The sequence below is a fragment of the Flavobacterium piscisymbiosum genome, from assembly GCF_020905295.1.
Classification (GTDB): Bacteria; Bacteroidota; Bacteroidia; order Flavobacteriales; family Flavobacteriaceae; genus Flavobacterium; species Flavobacterium piscisymbiosum.
In genome coordinates, this window is sequence record NZ_JAJJMM010000001.1 from 3,275,672 (window position 1) to 3,297,563 (window position 21,892).

Genomic DNA, 21,892 nt, shown 5'->3' on the forward strand with positions numbered 1-21,892 from the left:
ACTTTTCTTGTACTTAAAATTAATTAATAAAAAGTATTTACGTATGAAAAATAAAATTTTAACCTTATTAATAGTTCTTTTTTCTATTTGCAGTTTTGGTCAAAAAATCAAGATCGATAAAGGAGAAATAAAATTTGATGAAAAAAGGGTTGCTTATATTGAAGGTAAAAAGCCTGTTTTTATGATTTATAATTTAGATAAAAGCTATAAAGTCACTATTGAATTAAAGCAAATAATACCAGTGCCAGCTATTCCTATCATGGAATTAAAAAATGAAGAAACAGGAAAGTTTAATGAAATTGTGTTTACAACAGGAAAGTTTAATCTTTTTAATAGCGAGAAAAGCGTTGTAAATGCTATGATAGAACATAATTATTTAAATACAGACGGACTAAATAGGGAGGCAATTGAAAATTTTGTTAATGGAGAGCCGTCTGGAGTTTCAGCAAAATTGCTTGGTGTTCAAAATAATTTAGAGCAAGAAAAAAACATCATCGATAGCTATCAGTTATCAATCGACGATACAGGTACTATTTACAGTATAAAAGCGCAAAATCAAGATCCGCTCGATAAACGAATTGGTTATATCAAAGTAACGTCGCCCTCAACAAATGGAGAGTTAAAATATGAAGTATTGGATTTAGACAATTATCTAATCGCGACATGGTTTGCAAAAGGGGCGATGTATTCCGGCTACAATAAATTGCTAAATCAGGAACTGATCACTTTTGATATGAAAGTATTTAAAGCGGCTTTTGATAATCACGGTAATCCAATAGGTTATAAGATGAGCAAAGATATTACCGCTATGAATATTGTCAGGGTTCTGGTAGGTAATGGATATACGTTGCAGCATCAGGGAAAAATGGCTGTAGCTGAAATAAGAACCGAACAGATAAAAGTTCAAGATGAAAAAGTGGCAACAGAACGTTCGAATTCTGCCAATATTTATGAGCAGAACGGGTATGTTATAACTGAAAAAAGAGAAAAAAGAACAGGACCTATTACAGCAGAATTTGAATCTATAAAAGCAGAGTCGTCAAGCGGGATGGCTGATATGACAGCTTATGGGAAAACAGTGACTTTGAAATTTACAAATGAGAAAGGTAGAGAAAAAACAGAAAATTTTAAATCAAAAAACGGTATAAGATTTTGCGTAGATAAAAATGGAAAAGAAGAATGTTATTTAGGTCTTAAAACAACAGGAAATACACTTGCAGCAGCAGGTAGTTTAAATTCTTTAAGCTTTGATTTTTCAAGTTTTTATAAAATTCTATACGAAGATAATGGTTATTTGGTATTGGTTGATCCTTTATTACCATCAGATTTTATTCTAAAAATCCCTACTCAGGAAAAAGGTTTATATACTAACAAATCAAGTGATGATAAATTGAAGAAAAATGCAATCGAATATTTAAAATGCGATTCGTTTGTGTTTGAAGATCATGATTTTAAAACACTTGAAGGGTTGATAAAAGTCTTGAAAGATTATCAAAACATGAGCAATAAATAATTAAACGATTAAAACCACTAACCATTTTATAAAACGGTTAGTGGTTTAAAATACAAGAAAATGAAAAAAGCTTTACTCTTACTGGTATTTATTGCAATTACTTCGTGCTATCAGGAAACGTCGATAGCTGTAGAAGGTGATTTTACAGCCTCCTATGTAAATGGTGATGAATCAATACCTGTCATTATTAAAATTGACAGTAAAATTACCGGCGCAGATACTTATGAATGGACATTTGAAGGAGGAAGTCCCAGTACTTCAAACCTAAAGAATCCGGGTGAAGTACTGTATGATAAACAAGGTACCTATACAATAAAATTAAGAGCTGTAAATGCAGATGGCGAGAGTAAAGAAATTAGTAAAACGGTTGTGATTAGAGAAGGAATCAATATTGATTTTACACATGAAATAATAAAAAGTAATTATTCTCCTGTTGAGGTAGTTTTAACTAATAACACTCTTGGTGAAGGACTTATGTATAAATGGGATTTTGAAAATGGTGTACCATCTGATTTTACAGGAAAAACACCTCCAAATGTTATTTTTACAACTGTAGGAGAACATGCAATTACCTTAACGGTTTCTAATGGATTTGAATCTCAAAAGTTAACCAAAACGATCAATGTTGAGCCAATTTTAGCGAGCTTATTTTTGTACCAACCTAAGTTTGAAAATGATGATTATGAAACTCCTGTAACGATTAGTTTTATCAATAAGTCGATTAGTGCTACAAGTTACAAATGGACTTTTCAGGGAGGAAATCCTGCCACTTCAACAGAAGAAAATCCAACAGTTGTTTTTACAAGTATAGGAATTCATGAAGTTACTCTTGAAGTGTCTAATGATAAAACCAGTCAGATTTTTAAGTCAATAATAACAGTACAGCCTGATACGAATATACGTGTTCTAACCAATATTAAACTTGGAATAAATACGGCACACAATAACAACAATATTGGGGCAATGTTTTCGACTACAACCAGACAAGTTTATAAAGCAAATGAAATTAATGATCAAAACAGTGGTTTAATTGATATCGTATTTCAGGGACTTAACAGTAATCTGACTTATAACAAATTTATCTCACCTGATCAGGTAAATAACTACGGATTTCTGAACCTTAAGAATGCTCAAAGTACTGTTTTTGTAAATTCTCAAAGTCTGTGTAATTGTGGATTAAATTTTACCGAAGCACAGTTTGATGCCATGGTAAATGACACGCCCATAAAATCATTAAATATAAATTACAGTGCAGCGGGAGAACAGCAATTTGGATTTATATATCCAAGAATTATTTTGTTTAAAACACAAGATGGAAGAAAGGGAGCAATCAAAATCAAAGACATGGTAAAAAATGGACCCAGCTCTTATATTTTATGCGACATAAAAGTACAAAAGCAATAGAAAGGAAATCAATAATGAAGATAGAAAATAAAAAATATTGGTTAAAACTCTTTGTTGTTTTACTGTTGTTAATAACAAAAAATGCCCATTCGCAAGACGTTGATCTTGAAAATTTCTATAAACCTAACTTTAAAGTTACAGGTGGTGTAAATGCGAATCTGATGTTCTACAATTCAAATCAGCAGAATTCCCGTGAACCATTTAGCTATTTGCTTTCAGGTAATTTAAATGTTACCGCATTTAGTTTTAATATTCCAATATTTTACAGCATTACCAATCAGGGAAATAATTTAGGTTATACGGCACCTTTCGATTTTAACAGATTGTGTATTATGCCCAAATACAAATGGGTAAAAGCTTATATAGGCAATGTAAGTATGACTTTTTCGCCTTACACCTTAAGTGGTTTTCCTTTTAAAGGTGTGGGTTTGGAACTAACTCCCAGAAGTCCTTTTAAAATTAGCTTAATGGGAGGTAAATTATTAAAGGCAGTATCTGAAGATGATGCTCTTGGAGGAGTTCCCGTTTACGAACGTTTTGGTTACGGTGCAAAAATAGGTTTCGAAAAAGAAAGTTATAAAATAGGATGGATTGGTTTTTATGCTAAGGACAATGAAAACTCACTATCTTTTGTAGGCTCAGATGCCGGGGTAACCCCAAAAGAAAACTGGGTAAATAGTTTCACTTTTAATACTTCCCTGGTCAAGAATTTAAATTTTAATGTAGAATATGCATTATCTGTTTTGACAGACGATACTCGTGCAGAGAGTACTATAGGAAGAAATTATAGGGATAGACTTTTTTCAGCAAAAGAAAGCACCAGTTATCTAAATGCGGTGAATGTAAATTTAGATTATGCTATACAAAAAAGCAATTTAGGTTTGACTTACGAACGTATTGATCCCAATTATAACACATTGGGAGCAATGTATTTTAATAATGATTTAGAAAATATTGCGCTTCGATTTTCAAGACCTTTTTATCATGATAAGATCAATTTTTCGACAAGCTTAGGCTATCAAAGAGATGATTTGGCCCAAAATAAAAAACAAAATTCTAAGCGTGTAGTGGGTTCTGTAAATATGAATTATAAAATTAATGATCAAATTAATTTTACGGGAAGTTACTCGAACTTTTCAACTTATACCAATAAAAAACTAGACCAGTTTGAATTGATTAATAATCCAAATGTCATTGCTGCTGATACTTTGAATTATAAGCAATTATCTCAAATGCAAATCTTAATGTAACTTATTCTTTTGGGAAAAAGAAAAATCAAAATATGAATTTTAATTACAGTATTGCAGGACAAGCGAATGAGCAGGGAGGAATTATTAGGAGAGGGCAGGCCAGTACGGTGCAGAATTTTAATTTAGCACATACTGTAAATTTTACTGGAATTAAAACGGCTCTAAACAGTTCTTTAGATTATACAAACAATCAGGTTGGACAATTCGATAATTCATCTTTAGGAGCTTCAATTGGTGTTTCAAAAAAAATACTAAAAGAAAAAATGAATGCCAACTTTGGATTATTGTATAACAATACTCAAAGTGATACCAATTCAGGTTCTGTTTTCGGGATAAAACTCAATAACACTTACACCTTATTGCAAAAACACAATTTTACATTAGGCATGATATCGATGTTTAGAAGTTCGACAGACAGGCCTTCTAACAATGATATTATGATGAACCTAAATTACGGTTATAGTTTTTAGGGATAAAATACACTTTAAAAAAACAAGATTGAAATTCAGTTTTCGATTTATAATACAGATTATTTATTATGAAGAAGTTTTACAAAATGCCTTTCTACTTATTCTTTATATTATTCTCGATTGTCAGTTCTTACGGGCAGAATATAGTACCTCCAAAAGAATTAAGTGCTGCTTCAGGCTCTATCGAAAAGATCGAGGCAGCAAATCGCTGGATAGATCATTTTTCTAATCAGGATTTGGTAGAGTTGCCTGTAGGAATTAGAAATACAGTAAATAATGTTCAGTATTCAATAGGGATTACGAAAGCCATTTTCTCGCCGGAGTATACCACGCTGACCGTATTTTGCAGGGTTGATATTCCGCAAAAAGATAAGAACGGTCAACCAATGCAATTGTTCTTTGGAGCAGATGATGTCAAACTTTCTCATCAGGGAGGTATTATTGGAGAAGCCAAATTGGTATTACTTGGTAATGTTGATATTCCATTTAGTGAAAATAAATGGCAATTGTCTTTGTACGGAGGTTTCGAAATGGCGACAGGGCATGTAAATGATTTAACTTATGTAACAATAGATTGTGATGGGTTTAAAGAAATGAAGATTTCCGGAGCAGTTGAATTTTCCAGAGATTTAATATTACCAATTGAAAATTTGCAGACAGGTGAAGTGGATGAAAACAAAACAAAAATTCCAAAAACATACTATAATGGAAATACATATGATGTTCCTAATAGGGTTCGTGGTGATTTTAGTTTTACAGCAAGCGATTGGAATGACATTTTGGTCAATGTAAGTCTGCAGCCCTTTGTTTTGAAAGATAAACGTAATGGAAAAGATTTTGATGGTAATTTTCAGTTTTTAGTAAGTAACGCAGTTTTAGATTTAAGCGATTTAAAAAATGATCCAACAGTCATTTTTCCGGATTATTATACAAAAAATGCACTTTTAGTACCTAGTCCGGAAGCCTGGAAAGGAGTATTCATCCAGACTTTTGATGTAGGCCTTCCTAAAGAGTTTCAAACTACAGATACAGCATCAAATAAAGGAAGAATTCATTTAGGAGCCCAAAATCTTATTATAGATAAATATGGCGTTTCAGGAACTTTTTATGCTAATAATGTTTTTCCGTTAGATCGTGGAATAACAGGTCAGGAAAAATCATGGGCTTATTCATTAGATCATATCGATGTAACGATTGCCGCCAATACTTTTGTAAAAGCAAATTTAAATGGCGAAATCTTATTACCAATTACTAAAGCAGCAACTGAAAATAAATCAACGACAGCAGATCCTAAAAAAAACTCAGACTGATAGAAAGGGATTGCTTTATAGTGGTTTTATATCGATGGAAGAGCAACAATTAGTTGTTGTTAGTAAAGATTCAATTTCTTTTGATATTTGGAAAGCTAAAGCTTTATTGCTCCCAAATAGTTCTGTTGAATTAAAATTAGTAAATGGAAGATTTTTACCTAAAGCCAATCTAAACGGGACAATATCTTTTGGTACTAATAAAACGGCAACAGATGAGAGGGAAGTAGAAGGAAAACGAACGGTTGATTTTAAAGGAATATCGTTCGAAAATTTACAGCTTCAGACAGTTTCGCCAATAATTTCTGTACGAAACATGGGATACAAAGGCACGGTTGCATTTGCAAATTTCCCAGTTTCTATTGGTAACATAAACGTAGCCATAAATGGAGATGATTCCCGAATTGATTTCGATTTAGGGATTAATTTAATGGATGGAAGCAATGGAGCGGGAGCTACCGCCAGAATTGGGATTCTTGGAAAAATGTATGAAGATGGATACAGACAACGAAGCAGGTATGCAGGTCTTGACATGTCAGCTATTAAAATTGACTGCCAATTTAGCGGGTTGAAAATTAAAGGAGGTCTAATCTTAATGGAAAAAGATCCCGTTTATGGTAATGGGTTTAATGCAGATCTGGAAGTTGATGTAGCAGAAATTGTAAACGTAAAAGCTAAGGCTATTTTTGGCCGTACTACTTTTAGGTACTGGTACTTTGATGCCGCAGTAAAATTCCCTCCAACACCAGGAACCCCATTTATGATTACAGGTTTTGGAGGCGGGGCTTATTATAAAATGCACAGAAATCAAGATATTGCTATTGGAGATTTCTCTCCTTCGGGACTAAGTTATACACCCGATGAAAAAATAAATCTGGGAGTTAAGGCTTTAATTTATTTTCATGTAGGATCTGAGGAGATTTGTAATGGTGAGGCCGGATTCGAAGTAGCTTTCAATTCAAAAGGAGGACTGAATAGGTTAGCCATTTTTGGAAAAGCAGATGTTGCGGGGAAAATACCGGGCATGAAAAAAATTAATGATTTATTAGATAAGGTAACTTCAGATATTAATTCAAAGAATAAGTTTTTGGGTGTAAGTGATACTGACCTTCAAGGATCGTTTGCGAGTAAATATATACCAGAGGCAAAAGCATTTTCTCCGGATAAGCTATCAGCTGACGTCGGTATAAGAATGGCGGCCGCAATCGAATTTGATTTTGAAAATAAATCTTTACACGCTACAACTGATGTTTATATTAATACACCAGGAAATTTCCTCTCAGGCACAGGACCAGAAGGAAGAGCTGTTTGGGGAGTTTTCCATAAAGACCCAAAAGACTGGTATATGTATTTGGGAACACCTGATGACAGATGTGGTATAAAAATAGGAATAGCGGGTTTATTCTTAAAAACAACAAGTTACTTTATGGCAGGAACGGTGCTTCCCGCAAGTCCGCCGCCACCGGCAGTTGTTGCGCAAATTTTAGGTGTTGATGCAAAACAATTAGATTATATGCGTGATGAAAACGCATTGGCTAATGGAGGAGGTTTAGCTTTTGGGGCTAGTTTAGATTTTGATACCGGGGATTTAAGTTTCTTGCTATTCTATGCTCGTTTTCAGGCAGGAATGGGATTTGATATTATGTTAAAAGATTATCAGGAAGCAAGATGCTCTAATACAGGTAAACAAGTTGGAATGAATGGCTGGTATGCCAACGGGCAATCGTATGCTTATTTACAAGGAGAGTTAGGAATTAGGGTAAAAATAGCATTTTTAAAATTTAAAGTGCCTATTATTTCAGGAGGAGCTGCTGTTTTGTTACAGGCAAAGTTACCAAATCCGGTTTGGATGCGTGGTTATGTAGGAGGAAATATGAATATTCTTGGAGGGCTAATTAAAGGAAAATTCCGTTTTAAGTTAGAAATAGGACAGGAATGTCAATTTGAGAATGCATCGCCACTGGGAGGAATTAAATTGATAACAGATGTAACTCCTAAACAAAGTTCAGCTGATTTAGACGTTTTTGCAATACCACAAGCAGCCTTCTCAATGAAAGTAAATGAAGCTTTTGTAATTCCTGAAGATACTGGGGATGTTACTTATAAAGTGATATTAGAGAAATTCAAAGTACTTGATGGTGTAACAGAAATACCTGGGACTTTTGAGTGGGGTTCTATGAAAGACAGAGTAAATTTTGTTTCAACAGATATTCTGCCTCCAAACAAACAACTTAAAGTTCAGGTTGAGGTTAGTTTTCAAAAAATGATAAATGGTGTTTTCCAGCCTATAAAAGTAGATGGAAAAGTGGCTACAGAATATGAAGAAAGAATGTTTACAACTGGAGGAGCGCCAGACCATATTCCCTTGACAAATATTAAATATTCATACCCGGTTGTAGATCAGAAATATTTCCTTGAAGAAGAATACCCAAAAGGATATATTCAGCTGAAACGAGGACAGGATTATTTGTTTGAAGATACCAGATGGGAAACTAGTATAAAAGTAAATGAAGAAGGGATATCGAATGCAAAAGCGACAGTGTTTAATTACAATACGAATTCGAATGAAGTTTATTATGATTTACCGGATATTAAACAAGAAAAGAAGTATAACTTTTCGATAGTGAGTAATTTGAAGCAAGCACCGCAGAGAAATACTATATCAGAGGCAAGAATAAATACAATCAGTGATGATGGTAATGACATACAGATAAAAGAAAATCAAGCTGATGCGTTATCTAAAGCAGAAGGTAGTATTGATCGCTTATCGTATTCTTTTAGTACTAGTAAGTATAAAACATTTACTTCTAAAATGAATGCTATAAATACTCAAAGCTATAATTTTGGGGTACTATATTCAGATGTTATCTACTTAACGAATACTATTTCAAGTCAGGAAGCATTTGATTTGGCTGAATTACAGGGAGTAACTTACAGCGATAGTAAATCATTGATAATTGCAAAGTCAAAGCTTAATGATGAGTACTATTCAACAGATATTTTTCCGTATCTATATAAAGATTATCCTTTAAATAATAGTTTTTCTATAAGTAATAGAGATACAAATGAATTAGGAATTATTCCTGCAAAAGCAATTTCGCTAAACGCATATTACATGACCAGCATTGAGAATGATGTAAATCAGTCATGGACTAAAGGGAATTTCCCATTTAAGTATAACATACCATTGCTATACAAACAAGATTGGGTCGATTTAAATAATCAGATTATTAATGCTTATGTTAATGGGGATACTAGTGTCGAATCCATTGCAAAACGTTTTTTAAATAGTAACTATTTATTTATGAGGTACGGAAATTATGAAATAGTTTTAAAATATAGCTTACCGGGAGAAAAACAATCAACGGAGTTCACTTATAAATTTAAAAACAATAATAAGTTTAGATAAATTAAAAAGGATGAAAAATTCACTTAGAAGAGGTTTATAAGAGAAATTGCAACCATTTAGAAAATATTTACTAAAAAGCCTGATTTTTAAAATCAGGCTTTTTATTTAAACAAAGCATTCAAATTAACGTGTTTCTTCTCTTTTAGTTTTTTTACAATTTTCAAAAAAGCAATTGCTGTAATATACGCATCACCCAAAGCAGTGTGACGGTCTTTTTTAGAGATATCAAATTTGTCTGCCAGATCGTCTAAAGTATAGTGATCTTTTCGTTCGAACAAATGAGACTTGATCAGTGTTTTTTTATACAAAATAGCGGTATCTAAGCACTTGTTCGTTAATTCGGGTAATCCATTTCGTTCGAGAGCTTTATTAATCATAGTCACATCAAAAACAGTGTGATGGGCAATAATTATTGAATCGCCTAAAAAAGCCAGCAACTGTTGCAAAGCCTCTAATTCTGTAGGGCGTTGGATAACAAATGCCTTTAAAATACCATGAATCTGGGCAGTCGATTGATCGTAATGATCTTGTTCTATATAAACCTCAAAACTATCCTGAATAGCAATTGTTCCGTTTTGCAGGACCAATGCGCCAATACATAATATTCGATCATTATCGTAATCAAAACCAGTAGTTTCGGTATCCAAAACGACAAAGCGCGTTTCTTCAATCGAAACATTTTCATCAAAGAGATCTTCTTCCTTTTTCCAAAAATTTAATAAACTCATAACTATACCAGATTTGAAACATTAAAACGTACCGAAATCAATTCCTGAAGTTCCTTAATGGTTTTAAAAGTTCTTTTCAGCTTTATTTTTTCCATTTTCGATAATGATTCCAAAGCAATAAATTGTCCAGAATCATGGTGTAAAAGGCCTTGTTTGGTTCTGAATTTCAGTAAGGCTTTAAACGAATACGAACACGATAAATACAATTCCCTGTTATTAGGTTCTAATTCGGCTAGTTTTTCAAAACGTTCCGCCGTATTACTGATCGATTTAACCGAATGTGATAAAATCAAAACCCTTGCAGCATCGGTTAATGGCATCAAAGCCCTTCTTTTTATATCAAAATGATCTTTATTAGCACCGTCTTGCTCTACAAGAAATTGCCTGAAAAAGCCTGTTGGTGACGGACTTTGCAAAGCGCCACTTACCAAATGAACATAAAAAATAGGATTTGCTTTTACGTTTTCAAAAATAGATTCCGATAGTTCATCCACAATCTCAGCATCGCCGTATGTCAAACTATAATCAAAAAATATAAAGGACAATAAAACTTCATTTTTCCCCGGATTGGTAATCCAATGATGTACCTGATTTTTCCATTCCTCCAGACTCATGCACCATTTTGGGTTCGATGCCATCATTTCGGCAGGACAATAATCATAACCAATTTCAAAAAGGCCTTTATTGACAAGAGCAGCAAATTTTAAGAAATATACTCTGGTTTCATCCTTAAAAACGTCAGACACATTTTCATATACAATTGCATTATCCTGATCTGTATGCAGCATTTGTTCGCTTCGTCCCTGACTTCCTAAAGCCAGCCAGGCAAATTTTACCGGAGGAGGACTGCTCATCTTTTCTAACGAAATTTCGATAACACGCGTTGTACAAGCTTCATTTAGTTCTGTTATGATTTTAGAAATCAAAGTCATCGGAATGTTCTGGTCTAAATATCCCTGAAGCAATTGCATGATTCTCGCCCGGATAGGTTTAATTTCCTTTGCCTTTTTAGCTCTTTTAAGTGCTTTTATCAATACAGCAGGATTATTTCCTAAAGCCACCATGACATCATGCTTCGATAAAATGCCAACCGCTTTGGTATTTGTAGTTCCGTCTTTGGTTAAGCATAAATAACTAATGTTACTTTTCATCATAGCCATTTGAGCCTCTGTAACCGTCATTTTTTTAGGATATGTAATAACGGGCTTGGTCATAATCGTTTCGGCAGTTGTCAGGATCGAGTAATCGCCGGTAACAATTTTATTCCGTAAATCTTTATCCGTAATAATGCCTATTGGTAACATTTCGTCAACGATCAATATGGCTCCAACTTTTTTCTTGGTCATGATTTTGGCAATATCTCTTGCAGTAGTCGATGGTCCGCAAGTAACAATTTTCTTAGAATATTTTATAGGCTGTAAATCAAAAGAATCTCTTTCGGCATGATGGTTTTCGTGAACCAGATCATCGCCATACAATTTATCTTTATGGATATCTGAATACGGATTTCGGGTGTTTGATGCGTAACTTTCGATCAAAAAATTACCAACTGTTCTGTTTTCAAGTGCATAAGGCTTAAAAACCGCAATCGGAATCGCGTATAAAATTGTTTCTTCATACGCAACGGCTTCCATAATGTAATTTTCCTGTGCCAAAAGCGGACGCAAGCCAAAGATATCTCCTTCATCGCACATGTCTAAAACAGTGTTCTTTTGGCTCTTTTTAAGTGCAACAGCGCCTTTGTGTACTACATAAAACGAATCGTGAGTTTCTTCGTTTTCTGCAAAAATTACAGCATCTTTATCTTTATAAACAATAGAAATTTGTTCGGATAATTTTTCTAAATCCTTTTGGTGCAAAAAGCTAAAAGGAGGGAAGCCCTTTAAAAAGTCGGCAACTCTATGCGAAATGGTATTTTTCATGCGTAAGATTTAGGTTCTAATGTAATACTTAAAATAGAAATGTAAAAGAAACACGCTTAAACTTTTTTGGTTTTGCCACAAAGTCACAAAGGCAGGAAATATTGTTTATTATTTGTGTTTTATACAACTTTACAAGTCAGTCACTGATTTCTAAGAAATGCTTATATAAAAAAAGTTCCATGAATGGAACTTTTTAAATTATGATTTATGATTGTTTCTTTCGAACTTTCATATTGATAAACTCAACAGCCAGCGAAAATGAAATCGCAAAATACAAATACCCTTTAGGAACCGCGCCAATGTGTTCACCTGCAAGCGCAGCATTCGATAAGTGCATACTTTCGGTAATCAGCATAAAGCCAATTAGTATTAAAAAAGAAAGTCCTAATATTTGAATAGAAGGATTTTTATTCACGAAATTTCCAACCGGAACCGCAAACAGCATCATTACCAAAACCGAAATAATAACCGCAGTAATCATAATTGTCAGTGCGCCATTTACGCCGTTCGTCATACCAACAGCGGTTAAAATAGAATCGACAGAAAAAATCAAATCGATTAATAAAATCTGTACAATAACATTCGAAAAAGATTTTTTTGCAGCTGTGCCAATAGTTTTTTCTTCATCGCCTTTATGATCTACTTTTTCGCTAATTTCTTTGGTACTTTTATAAATTAAAAACAAACCTCCCACGAATAAAATCAAGGCCTGACCTGTAAAATCGCCTTCAAACCAACCCCAGTGAATACTAAAGATCGTGGCTTTCATAGCAATCAAATACGAGATTCCCATTAGCAAAGCAATACGCATAAACATGGCTAAGAATAAACCAATTCGGGTTGCCTTTTTTCGATCTTCTTCGGGTAATTTACCCGTTACAATCGAGATAAAGATAATATTATCAATTCCTAAAACAATTTCAAGAAAAGTCAGTGTCAATAAGGCAATCCAGGCATCGGGATTCAAAAATACTTCCATTCTAAAAAAGTTTTATTAAATTACTTAATCCAATTTTACAACAGTTCCTCGTTGTTTTTGGTCAGAACCTACCATTCCAAACTCAAAAGTATAAGAATCTTTCGATGTCGTTAAGATTTTCATATTGATTGCTTTTTCTTCGGCCATATTTTTTGGATGTTTCTTTTGCAAAATATATTCGCAATCACTTACCCAGCGTACGGTTGAGGTATCTGTTTTTCCTTCAAAAGTTTCGATTTCTATACCGTCTTTACGCTCAAAAATGGTTGTTTTTTTTACACCATTTACGTCAAACTCAAATTTGAATTTCCCGTTTTTAAAATCTTTACAATTGTGTTCGGCATCATAACAAGAGACTAAGGCAAGTAAAGGAAGTAAGAATATTATTTTTTTCATTTTAAATATTTTTTTTTTAAGCTAATCCTGCTTTCCATTTCAATCTTTTTATTTTTTAAAGAAAAAAATAAAAAGGATTTTCATTGCAATCAGGGCTAGAGCTACACTTTGTCATCCTGAGCGAAGTCGAAGGATATCGTTTTCATTAGGTCTTCGACTTCGCTCAGACGGACAAACAGGATCAATAGTTTATTTCAATCTTTTTAATTCATCATCGGTAAAGTTCTTGATTTCTTTTTCCTTGGCAAACTTTTCGGCATTATAATTTCCTGATTTATTTTTTGGGATCGATAAACTATCCCATTCGCTATTTTTTAATTGTTTGGCATAAAAAACGATTTGCCCAACGTGATAAGGATAATGTGCCAGTTGGCGATTTATAGCTTCAATAACAGTGTGACCTTCGTTACGGATGTAAATAATATCCGAAAGTTGTTCTGGTTTTAAGTCGTTTAAAGTATTCAGGAAACAATCCCAGCCTTTGTTCCAAACAGTAAGAACTTCTTCTTTAGATTGCAGATCATTTTCAAATTCGGCATCGCGGTTGCGCCATTCTTTTTCACCATCAGAAGTTAAAAAGTCTGTCCATCTCGAAAGCATATTGCCAGAAATATGTTTGATTATAGTGGCAATGCTATTGGTATCATCGTTTAAGCTAACAAAAAGCTGATGAGGTTCTAACTGATGTATTGCTTTTTCGCCCAGCATTTTATAATATAGAAACTGCTTTTTAACGCTTTCTAAATAAGAGATATTTGCTTCCATAATTATTTATTTTTTCACCACTAATTTCACAAATTTTCACCAATTAAAATTTAACTGTTGCTATGTAGAACATAATTCGTGAAAATTTGTGGAATTAGTGGCGTTCTTTTAAAATTATTAGCTTTACTGTTTCTTATACAATTTTAATATCGTATTTGTCTAAAAGTCCCACTATTCCATCATTAGAAAATTGCGCTTTTCGCATAGGGTTAAATTCCGGATCTATTTTGTAATTGTAAGCCGTTTTAAAATTAACTGCAGCCAATTGGGTATCATTAAAAATAGCACCTTCTAAATTACAATTATCAAAAACCGAACTCGTCAGGTTGGTTCCTATAAAAGTAACCTCCCGAACAGAACAATTAATAAACTTGGTTTTAGGCATTTTTTTGTTCGAAAAGATGGCGTAATCTAAAGTGCTTTCTTCAAAATAAACCTGGAATAAAAAATCGTCACATTCGTTAAAAGCAATTCCTAATAGCTTACAATTCCTGAAAGTTACATTTTTTAAATTTGTTCCAAACAAACTCGTCATCGACAAATTGCAATCGATAAATTCGCAGTCTAAAAAAGTATTGTAAGCAAAATTGCTGTTAGAAAAGTCACAGTTTTTAAAAACACAATCTTCAAACTCCCGATTGTTGATTTTTTTGTCAATATAAGCGACTTTCTCGAAGGTTTTCTGAATGTGAATTAGACTTTCCATTTTTTGTATGGGATAAAAGGTAAAATTTTTTAATTTAAGGAATGGTTTAAACCCGACAGGTTTTTAAAACCTGTCGGGTTTGCTTAGGCGACCACATTAGTCATTAAACAAACCCTTCATAATAATTTTCAATCCGTAAAATATCAGGAACATGGCGCTTAAGCAAGCTACAATTCCAATTCCTAAAACGAGATAATGCCAATTTGTATGTTGATTCATAAAAGCATTATATATCAACGAAGGACCAATAAACAATAGAGGTAATGAACCTGACATATATTTAATTCCTTTTCCCAGTAATTCTTTATTTGTTGCCATTTGTTTTTTTGTTTCAGGTTTTGGAAGGTTTCAGGTTTCACGTTTTTTTTTTGTTTCAGGTTTATCGCAACTTTGTCAAAGTTTTAAACTTTGACAAAGTTTGACAGTGAGAGTTTCATCCTGATACTTTGCGAACCACCATTCTTTTTTGGTTAAAACTTGCGAGCTTTACGTACAACCTTGCGTTCTTTGCGGTTAAATCAAAACTCTTTTTGCAAATTATAATTATCTACAGCATTTCGCACGCTGCCGTATTTTTTTAATAGTTGACTTGCTTCTTCATATGAAATTGAAATTTCTCCCATAATCATTTTCACGCCGCGGTCTACCAGCTTAATATTGCTCAATTGCATATCGACCATTTTGTTGCCTTTTACTTTCCCAAGCTGAATCATGGCAGCAGTCGAAATCATATTCAGAACTAATTTTTGTGCTGTTCCGGCTTTCATTCTCGAGCTTCCGGTCACAAATTCAGGGCCTACAACTACTTCAATAGGATATAGAGCTGTTAATGCCAACGGGCTTCCTGCATTATTAGTAATACAACCGGTAAGAATATTGTTTTGATTACAGGTTTCTAAACCGCCAATTACATAAGGAGTTGTTCCAGATGCTGCAATACCAATTACTACGTCGTTTGCACTAATATTATTGTTTTTAAGATCAATCCAGGCTTGTGTTGCATTGTCTTCGGCATTTTCTACAGCACGACGAATGGCGGTGTCGCCACCGGCAATTATTCCGTTTACTAAATCAAAAGGAACACCAAAAGTAGGAGGACATTCTGAGGCATCAACAACGCCTAATCGACCGGATGTTCCGGCTCCAATATAAAACAAACGTCCACCCAGCTTTAATTTAACTACAATTTGTTCGACTAAAGCTTCAATTTGCGGAATTGCTTTTTCAACTGCATTGGGAACAGTTTTGTCTTCCTGATTGATATTGGTAAGCAATTCATAAACCGACATTTTTTCTAGATGTTCGTATTTGGATGCTTGTTCTGTAATTTTTGTAAACGTCATTTTCAGTATAATTGGTCGGGTCAAAATTAATCTTTTTTATTGCAATCTCGAAATTTAGAAGATAAACTAACAGGACTTTATAAATCTTTTTCCTTATAATTTTATTCTTTAGTGACTGTTTTTTTTAAAGTTTGTTACATGAACTAAAATATTATATTTGTTTAATAATCTAAAAAAGTAATGGATATAGATAGTTTTTTAAGTTTTATGAGCGGGATGTCAGTCTTTATTTCATTATTGCTGATGTTTTTTTTAGTAACGGTAAACACTGAGAATAAATTATCAAACCGACTATTAGCTTTTTACTTGCTATTTTTTGCAATTGACAATCTCGGAATTTTTATAAGTGAAGATTTTATTAAACAACATTTTAATTTAGAATTTTTCAGATGGACTATTTGCTCTTTGATAATTCCTATTTTCTATCTCTATATATTATCAGTTTGTTTTGCTGATTTTCGATTAAAAACCAAGCATTTACTTCATGCAATTCCATTTTTAGTTACAAATGCAGTTTTTATTTTCAGGCTGCACTTTTTAAATAATGAAGAAAAAATACATTTTTATGATCACCGTAGCCAACTGCCTGAATTGTATGGTTTTCAGATAATGTTAGGGTTTCAAATTATAGGCTATAGCATTGCAGTATTTCTAGTTCTAAAAAAATATAGAGAAATCTATCAGGAAAATTATACTAATCCTAAAACGTCTATTTTTAAGTGGCTTTTTCAAATAGCTACTGTGCTCTTTATTTTGTATTATTTATCAATAGCTAAGAATGTTTTAAGATATACAGATATTGAGGTATTATGGGTTTGGGCAAATGTAGTGATGCAGATTCTTGTTTTAATAGTTACCTGTTGGTTTGTATTAAACGCTTTGAACCATCCGGAACTTTTTCGCGGAATCGATTCTAAATTGCAATTAGCAAGGGATATTGTTCCTAAAGAAAATGAAAAGATTAGCGGGATAAAAGAAAACCAAAATGAGGTAATTACAGGTCAGATTTCTACATTGAAACATTATATGGCCGAAAAAGAACCTTTTCTCAATCCGTCGCTTACTATTCAGGAACTTTCTAACCAAATTGAAATACCTGTTAGGGATTTATCCGTTTTGATTAATCATCATATGGACCAGCATTTTTTTGATTTTGTAAATGAATATCGCATTCAAAAAGCCATGAGTATTTTAAAAAATCCATTAAAAAGTGATCTAACGGTTTTGGAAATTTTGTATGAAGTAGGTTTTAATTCAAAATCGTCCTTTAATACTTCTTTCAAAAAATATACAAACTTAACGCCTACAGCTTATAGAAACGCTTCATAATAAGCATTTTGTAAAAAGTCGTACTTCATGCCTAATAAAGTCGAACCAATTTCCTGAACAGAAATTGGTTCGACTTTTTTTTGTCGGTCGAATCTTGAAAATTTCTAAGGCAACTTTGCTTCAAATTAACCGAACAAGTTTAAAACTAGAAATTATGAAAAAAGTTAACCTCTTTATTTTTTTACTATTACCTCTTTTTTGTTTCGCACAAACCTCTTTTAAATTAAGTGGAAAAATTGCTGATGAAAAATCATCAATAGCCTGGACAGATGTAGTAATAGTAAATCAGGAAGGGAAAATTATAAACGGAACAACGACAAAAACAGACGGCAGTTTTGAATTGATTTTGAATAAAGGATCTTATAAAGTAAAAATTAATGCACAGGGATATGCTGAATTTGAAAAAGAATTTACAATAGAAAAAGAGACCAATTTAGGTTTGATTCTCTTAAAGGAAAATGTAACCAATTTGGGAGAAGTTGTTATTCAATCCAGAAAAAGTACCATCGAACAAAAAACAGATCGTTTGGTGTATAATCTTGAAAACAATGTAATAAATGTTGCGGCTGATGCATTGAGCGCTATAAACACGGCACCTGGAGTTGTGGTACAAAATAATGCGATCAATATATTAGGAAAAGGAACTTCGCGTGTTATGATCGACGGAAGAATGATCGAATTAACGGGAGAAGAACTCAATAATTTCCTGAAATCTATTTCGGCAAGTGATATCAAAAATATCGAAATTATAAGTAATCCTTCTTCAAAATATGAAGCTGAGGGAACTGGCGGACTGATCAATATTATTATGAAAAAAGGAACTCGTAATTCCTGGAAAAATACAACGACAGCATCATATGATCAAAACAAATATGGGATTTATGCCTTAAGAAACAATTTCTTTTATAATAAAAATAAGTTTAGGTTTTCAGCCAGCGTTAACGGAAAAACGGGGTATAAAAGTATTGAAGAAAATCTTGATATGTATTTTCTAGAAGGACCTTCTAAAATGTCAGCAAAGACTAAATTAAATGAAGACAACCTATCTGGAAAATTAGCAGTAGATTATGATTTTTCAGAAAGAACAAGTATTGGCTTTCAATTTTTAAAGGATAAAAGCAACCCTGATTTTGACTCGGATATCAGGATTAATAAATACAATACTCAGAACCAATTGGAGAGTTATGTGATAAATGAGAGTTTTTTAGACAGGAAATCCGGCAACCAAACTTATAATTTGCATTTGATTACAAAACTCGATTCTCTTAACCGAAAATTGTCATTTGATGCCGATTACTTTACTTATAATTCGAAATTCGACAGGGATTTTGTAGCCAATAATTATGCATCAGACGGAACTTTTGCTGATGTCAACCAATCAGGACGAAATCTTTCGAATCAGGATATTGATAATTTGAGTTTTAAGGCTGATATGGAACATCCGCTTCAGGCTTTTAATTTATCTTACGGAGCAAAATTGAGTTTTACTAAAAGCAATAGCGATGTAGTTTTCTTTAACACTATTACCGGAACTCCGGAATTAGATCTTAACCAAACCAACCAATTTATATACACCGAAAATAATCAGGCAATCTATATTAGCGCTGATAAAAAAATCAACGAAAAATGGAATTTTCAAGTAGGATTGCGATTAGAAAATACACAAACAAGTGGTTTTTCGGAAAATCTGAATCAGGAAACGGTAAACAATTATCTTAAATTATTTCCAACCTTTTATGCTTCTTATGCTAAAAATGAAAACAATAGTTTTAATTTGAATTACGGAAGAAGAATTCGAAGACCTAATTTTAGTTTATTAAATCCGTTTCGGGTTTACATTAGTAGTAATAGTTATTCTGAAGGAAATCCATTTTTGAAACCTTCTTTTAGCGATAATTTTGAATTTTCGCATTCGTATAAAAAAATAGTAAGAACCAGTGTTTTCCTAAATGCTATTACAGATGGTTACGGCGTAATATTTACTGCAAATCCGGAAACATTGACACAAGTGGTGTCGAGAGATAATTATTTTAAAGGCCTAAATTATGGAATTGGAGAAACCTATTCGGCTACTTTTACAGATTGGTGGCAGAGCGAGAATTCTTTGTACTTTTTAGGATCAAACATTAGCTTCACAAAAGATATCAATGCAACGCCAACAAATGGCCTTGAAGTCGATTTTTCTACTAATAATACATTTTCATTGGGCAAGACAAGCAAGTTGCAAATAGATTTTAATTATACTGCACCTTATAAAAGTGGTTTGTATGCCACGGGATATACGTCAAGTCTGAATATTGGTTTTAAACAGGATTTGCTAAATAAAACAATGCAGATTGCCTTTTTGGTAAATGATGTTTTTAATACGTCTTATTTAAAAGATGATGTCTCGATTGTAAATGGTGTAAAACAGGTTTATAGCCAAAATGAAAGCAACCGATTTGCACGCTTATCTATAGTTTATAATTTTGGTAACAAAAAAATTAATGTTAATCAGCGTGATTTTGGAAATCAGGATGAAAAAAATAGGGCGAGATAATTTTTGAATTAGATAATTAGATAATTAGTCAATTAGATAATTTGTAGTATCCTAACAGGTTTTTAAAATCTGTTAGGTATTTTTTTACGAGTGATTTTTTGAGATACGGTAATTACTAAACGTACAGTTTGTGTTTAAGCTTTGCTGTTTTTAAATAGTGTCATACCCTGATTATAAAAAGAATGCTAGTAAAATCCCGAGAACAATCATCGAAACTTTAGCAATATTGAATTTATGCCCTTCGCTGCTTTCGAAAATAATAGTTGATGAGATATGAAATAAAATCCCGATTACGATCGCAGTAATTTCTGTGTAATAATCATTTAGAAACGCCAAATATTGTGATGCAATTGTACCAAGCGGTGTCATGATTGCAAAAGTTAGCATGAAGGCAAAAATGGCTTTTTTATTTAGATTAGCATTGATGAAAAATGTGGTTAAAATCACGGCAATTGGCAGGTGATGAATGGCAATACCGAGTGCTAAATCATGATGGTGACTTACTGGGAATCCTTCTAAAAAGGCGTGAATACAAAGGCTTATAAAAAGCAACCACGGAATTTGACTCATTTGTGCATGTCCGTGAACGTGTCCGTGTTCAGCTCCTTTTGAGAAAAATTCTAATATGATCTGGAACAAAATTCCGACCATGATAAATATACCTATATTATGATTGTGCGTTTCGTAAACGTCCGGCAGCAAATGCATTACGGTTAATGACAGTAAAAATGAACCGCTAAAAGCAAGCAATAATTTTAGATTGGTCTTGCTTTTTGGTTTTAAAAACAAAGCCACAATATAACCTAAAAGTACAGAAAATAAGGGTAATAGATAATTCATTTCGTTTTGGTGTAATCGTTGATTTGCTTAATCGGTTAATCGAATAATTGTTTTGTTTTCTAACGATTAAACAAATTAACAGTTAAACAATTAAACCTATTTAAAAATCATGATTAATCGTTCGCTTTCGGTTTTATGAAACTTTTTGAGTTTATAATCTCCAAAAATATCTAAGAGATAAATTCCGGCTTCATCCATTAATTCCTGAAAGTCTTTGAGCGTAAGGGCTTTTACTTTTTCGGTAAAATGATATTGACGTCCCTGGTCTTCAAAATCTATTTCCTTAAAAATATGTCCGTCTTCAACGTATCTTTTTATTTTAAAATCGATATCATCTACTGTTTTTACTTCTTCGGGAACCAAAGTTTCGATTACATTGGCGACGTTCATAAAGTCTATAACGGCAAAACCATATTCAGACAGGCTTTCTTTGATGGCTTTTAGGGTGGTAAGGTTATCATCGTCACTTTCGAAATAGCCAAAACTGGTAAACAGGTTAAAAATAGCATCGAACTTTTCTTCAAAAGGTTCGCGCATATCATGTACTTTAAAATGCAGGGTTTCGTTGCTGTTTTTACTGGCTTCGGCAATACTGTTTTCAGACAAATCGGCACCAAGAACATTAAATCCTAATTGATTTAAATAAATAGAATGACGGCCTTTTCCGCATGCTAAATCCAGCACTTTTGCTTTTTCAGGCAGATTAAGATAATGCGTTAGATTATCCATGAAAATCTGTGCTTCGCGATAGTTTCTATCTTTATAAAGTATGTGGTAATATGGAGTATCAAACCATGATGTAAACCAATTTTCGGTGTTACGCTCCTGATTTGGTGTTGATGAGTTTGGTGCTTCAGACATTTATTCTATTTCAATTAATTCAAAGTCCCGCAAATTTAGTGTATTTTTGCCGAAAAATAACTATTTCGTGAGGATACCTGAATAATCAGATGTTGGTTTGCGATCGGAGTTTTTTTTAATACAAAAATAAA

General features: G+C 33.0%; 18 protein-coding genes. 8 read left to right on the forward strand and 10 right to left on the reverse strand.

Annotated features, from left to right (window positions below; all coding sequences use genetic code 11):
• Nucleotides 1–43: 43 nt before the first annotated feature.
• From LNP81_RS14285 to LNP81_RS14310, 6 genes are all read left to right on the forward strand, one after another.
• Nucleotides 44–1,513, forward strand: coding sequence for a hypothetical protein (locus LNP81_RS14285; protein WP_230036907.1), 1,470 nt, complete (start codon nt 44–46; stop codon nt 1,511–1,513).
• 60 nt (nt 1,514–1,573) lie between these two features.
• Nucleotides 1,574–2,917, forward strand: coding sequence for a PKD domain-containing protein (locus LNP81_RS14290; protein ID WP_230036909.1), 1,344 nt, complete (start codon nt 1,574–1,576; stop codon nt 2,915–2,917).
• Nucleotides 2,918–2,931: 14 nt separating this feature from the next.
• The gene (locus tag LNP81_RS14295) at nt 2,932–4,167 is read left to right on the forward strand and encodes a hypothetical protein (protein ID WP_230036911.1); all 1,236 of its coding nucleotides are present in this window, start codon (nt 2,932–2,934) and stop codon (nt 4,165–4,167) included.
• 32 nt (nt 4,168–4,199) lie between these two features.
• Entirely contained in the window at nt 4,200–4,637 is a 438-nt protein-coding gene (locus LNP81_RS14300; RefSeq protein WP_230036913.1) for a hypothetical protein, read from the forward strand.
• Between the two features lie 68 nt (nt 4,638–4,705).
• Nucleotides 4,706–5,947 (forward strand): hypothetical protein, encoded by a 1,242-nt coding sequence (locus tag LNP81_RS14305; protein WP_230036915.1) that lies wholly within the window; start codon nt 4,706–4,708, stop codon nt 5,945–5,947.
• Nucleotides 5,865–9,353: a hypothetical protein gene (locus tag LNP81_RS14310; RefSeq protein WP_230036917.1), complete on the forward strand. Its 3,489-nt coding sequence runs from the start codon at nt 5,865–5,867 to the stop codon at nt 9,351–9,353. Before LNP81_RS14305 ends, LNP81_RS14310 begins: the two co-directional genes overlap by 83 nt.
• Nucleotides 9,354–9,454: 101 nt before the next feature.
• On the opposite strand, the gene LNP81_RS14315 is transcribed toward LNP81_RS14310, so the two are convergent.
• The 8 genes from LNP81_RS14315 to murQ form a co-directional block, all read right to left on the reverse strand.
• Nucleotides 9,455–10,081 (reverse strand): 3'-5' exonuclease, encoded by a 627-nt coding sequence (locus LNP81_RS14315; RefSeq protein WP_230036919.1) that lies wholly within the window; start codon nt 10,079–10,081, stop codon nt 9,455–9,457.
• A 2-nt stretch (nt 10,082–10,083) separates the two neighbouring features.
• On the reverse strand, nt 10,084–12,003 hold the full coding sequence (locus LNP81_RS14320; RefSeq protein WP_230036921.1) for a DUF294 nucleotidyltransferase-like domain-containing protein: 1,920 nt from the start codon (nt 12,001–12,003) through the stop codon (nt 10,084–10,086).
• 205 nt (nt 12,004–12,208) lie between these two features.
• The gene (locus LNP81_RS14325) at nt 12,209–12,982 is read right to left on the reverse strand and encodes a TerC family protein (protein WP_230036923.1); all 774 of its coding nucleotides are present in this window, start codon (nt 12,980–12,982) and stop codon (nt 12,209–12,211) included.
• A gap of 24 nt (nt 12,983–13,006) precedes the next feature.
• Nucleotides 13,007–13,378 (reverse strand): DNA topoisomerase IV, encoded by a 372-nt coding sequence (locus LNP81_RS14330; protein ID WP_173972787.1) that lies wholly within the window; start codon nt 13,376–13,378, stop codon nt 13,007–13,009.
• A 189-nt stretch (nt 13,379–13,567) separates the two neighbouring features.
• Nucleotides 13,568–14,143, reverse strand: a complete 576-nt coding sequence (locus LNP81_RS14335; protein WP_230036925.1) for a DUF1572 family protein — start codon at nt 14,141–14,143, stop codon at nt 13,568–13,570.
• 133 nt (nt 14,144–14,276) lie between these two features.
• Complete coding sequence (locus tag LNP81_RS14340) at nt 14,277–14,849, reverse strand: pentapeptide repeat-containing protein (protein ID WP_230036927.1); 573 nt, start codon at nt 14,847–14,849, stop codon at nt 14,277–14,279.
• A 96-nt stretch (nt 14,850–14,945) separates the two neighbouring features.
• Nucleotides 14,946–15,167 carry a DUF6095 family protein gene (locus LNP81_RS14345; protein ID WP_072955827.1) on the reverse strand — a complete coding sequence of 74 codons (222 nt, stop codon included), beginning with the start codon at nt 15,165–15,167 and terminating at the stop codon, nt 14,946–14,948.
• A 200-nt stretch (nt 15,168–15,367) separates the two neighbouring features.
• A complete protein-coding gene (gene murQ, locus LNP81_RS14350; RefSeq protein WP_230036929.1) occupies nt 15,368–16,192 on the reverse strand; it encodes an N-acetylmuramic acid 6-phosphate etherase in 825 nt (274 codons plus the stop codon).
• A 180-nt stretch (nt 16,193–16,372) separates the two neighbouring features.
• Between murQ and LNP81_RS14355 the strand changes: the two genes are divergently transcribed.
• Both LNP81_RS14355 and LNP81_RS14360 read left to right on the forward strand, forming a co-directional pair.
• On the forward strand, nt 16,373–17,521 hold the full coding sequence (locus tag LNP81_RS14355; RefSeq protein WP_230036931.1) for a helix-turn-helix domain-containing protein: 1,149 nt from the start codon (nt 16,373–16,375) through the stop codon (nt 17,519–17,521).
• A 154-nt stretch (nt 17,522–17,675) separates the two neighbouring features.
• The gene (locus LNP81_RS14360) at nt 17,676–20,060 is read left to right on the forward strand and encodes a TonB-dependent receptor (protein ID WP_230036933.1); all 2,385 of its coding nucleotides are present in this window, start codon (nt 17,676–17,678) and stop codon (nt 20,058–20,060) included.
• A gap of 171 nt (nt 20,061–20,231) precedes the next feature.
• Here LNP81_RS14360 and LNP81_RS14365 read toward each other — a convergent pair whose 3' ends face one another.
• A complete protein-coding gene (locus LNP81_RS14365) occupies nt 20,232–20,900 on the reverse strand; it encodes a ZIP family metal transporter (protein WP_230036935.1) in 669 nt (222 codons plus the stop codon).
• A gap of 96 nt (nt 20,901–20,996) precedes the next feature.
• Nucleotides 20,997–21,761 (reverse strand): class I SAM-dependent methyltransferase, encoded by a 765-nt coding sequence (locus LNP81_RS14370; protein WP_230036937.1) that lies wholly within the window; start codon nt 21,759–21,761, stop codon nt 20,997–20,999.
• Between the last annotated feature and the right edge of the window lie 131 nt (nt 21,762–21,892).

Coding starts and splice junctions, on each gene's coding strand:
- LNP81_RS14285 (WP_230036907.1), top strand. CDS start 44: ATGAAAAATAAAATTTTAACCTTATTAATAGTTCTTTTTTCTATTTGC.
- LNP81_RS14290 (WP_230036909.1), top strand. CDS start 1,574: ATGAAAAAAGCTTTACTCTTACTGGTATTTATTGCAATTACTTCGTGC.
- LNP81_RS14295 (WP_230036911.1), top strand. CDS start 2,932: ATGAAGATAGAAAATAAAAAATATTGGTTAAAACTCTTTGTTGTTTTA.
- LNP81_RS14300 (WP_230036913.1), top strand. CDS start 4,200: ATGAATTTTAATTACAGTATTGCAGGACAAGCGAATGAGCAGGGAGGA.
- LNP81_RS14305 (WP_230036915.1), top strand. CDS start 4,706: ATGAAGAAGTTTTACAAAATGCCTTTCTACTTATTCTTTATATTATTC.
- LNP81_RS14310 (WP_230036917.1), top strand. CDS start 5,865: ATGGCGAAATCTTATTACCAATTACTAAAGCAGCAACTGAAAATAAAT.
- LNP81_RS14315 (WP_230036919.1), bottom strand. CDS start 10,081: ATGAGTTTATTAAATTTTTGGAAAAAGGAAGAAGATCTCTTTGATGAA.
- LNP81_RS14320 (WP_230036921.1), bottom strand. CDS start 12,003: ATGAAAAATACCATTTCGCATAGAGTTGCCGACTTTTTAAAGGGCTTC.
- LNP81_RS14325 (WP_230036923.1), bottom strand. CDS start 12,982: ATGGAAGTATTTTTGAATCCCGATGCCTGGATTGCCTTATTGACACTG.
- LNP81_RS14330 (WP_173972787.1), bottom strand. CDS start 13,378: ATGAAAAAAATAATATTCTTACTTCCTTTACTTGCCTTAGTCTCTTGT.
- LNP81_RS14335 (WP_230036925.1), bottom strand. CDS start 14,143: ATGGAAGCAAATATCTCTTATTTAGAAAGCGTTAAAAAGCAGTTTCTA.
- LNP81_RS14340 (WP_230036927.1), bottom strand. CDS start 14,849: ATGGAAAGTCTAATTCACATTCAGAAAACCTTCGAGAAAGTCGCTTAT.
- LNP81_RS14345 (WP_072955827.1), bottom strand. CDS start 15,167: ATGGCAACAAATAAAGAATTACTGGGAAAAGGAATTAAATATATGTCA.
- murQ (WP_230036929.1), bottom strand. CDS start 16,192: ATGACGTTTACAAAAATTACAGAACAAGCATCCAAATACGAACATCTA.
- LNP81_RS14355 (WP_230036931.1), top strand. CDS start 16,373: ATGGATATAGATAGTTTTTTAAGTTTTATGAGCGGGATGTCAGTCTTT.
- LNP81_RS14360 (WP_230036933.1), top strand. CDS start 17,676: ATGAAAAAAGTTAACCTCTTTATTTTTTTACTATTACCTCTTTTTTGT.
- LNP81_RS14365 (WP_230036935.1), bottom strand. CDS start 20,900: ATGAATTATCTATTACCCTTATTTTCTGTACTTTTAGGTTATATTGTG.
- LNP81_RS14370 (WP_230036937.1), bottom strand. CDS start 21,761: ATGTCTGAAGCACCAAACTCATCAACACCAAATCAGGAGCGTAACACC.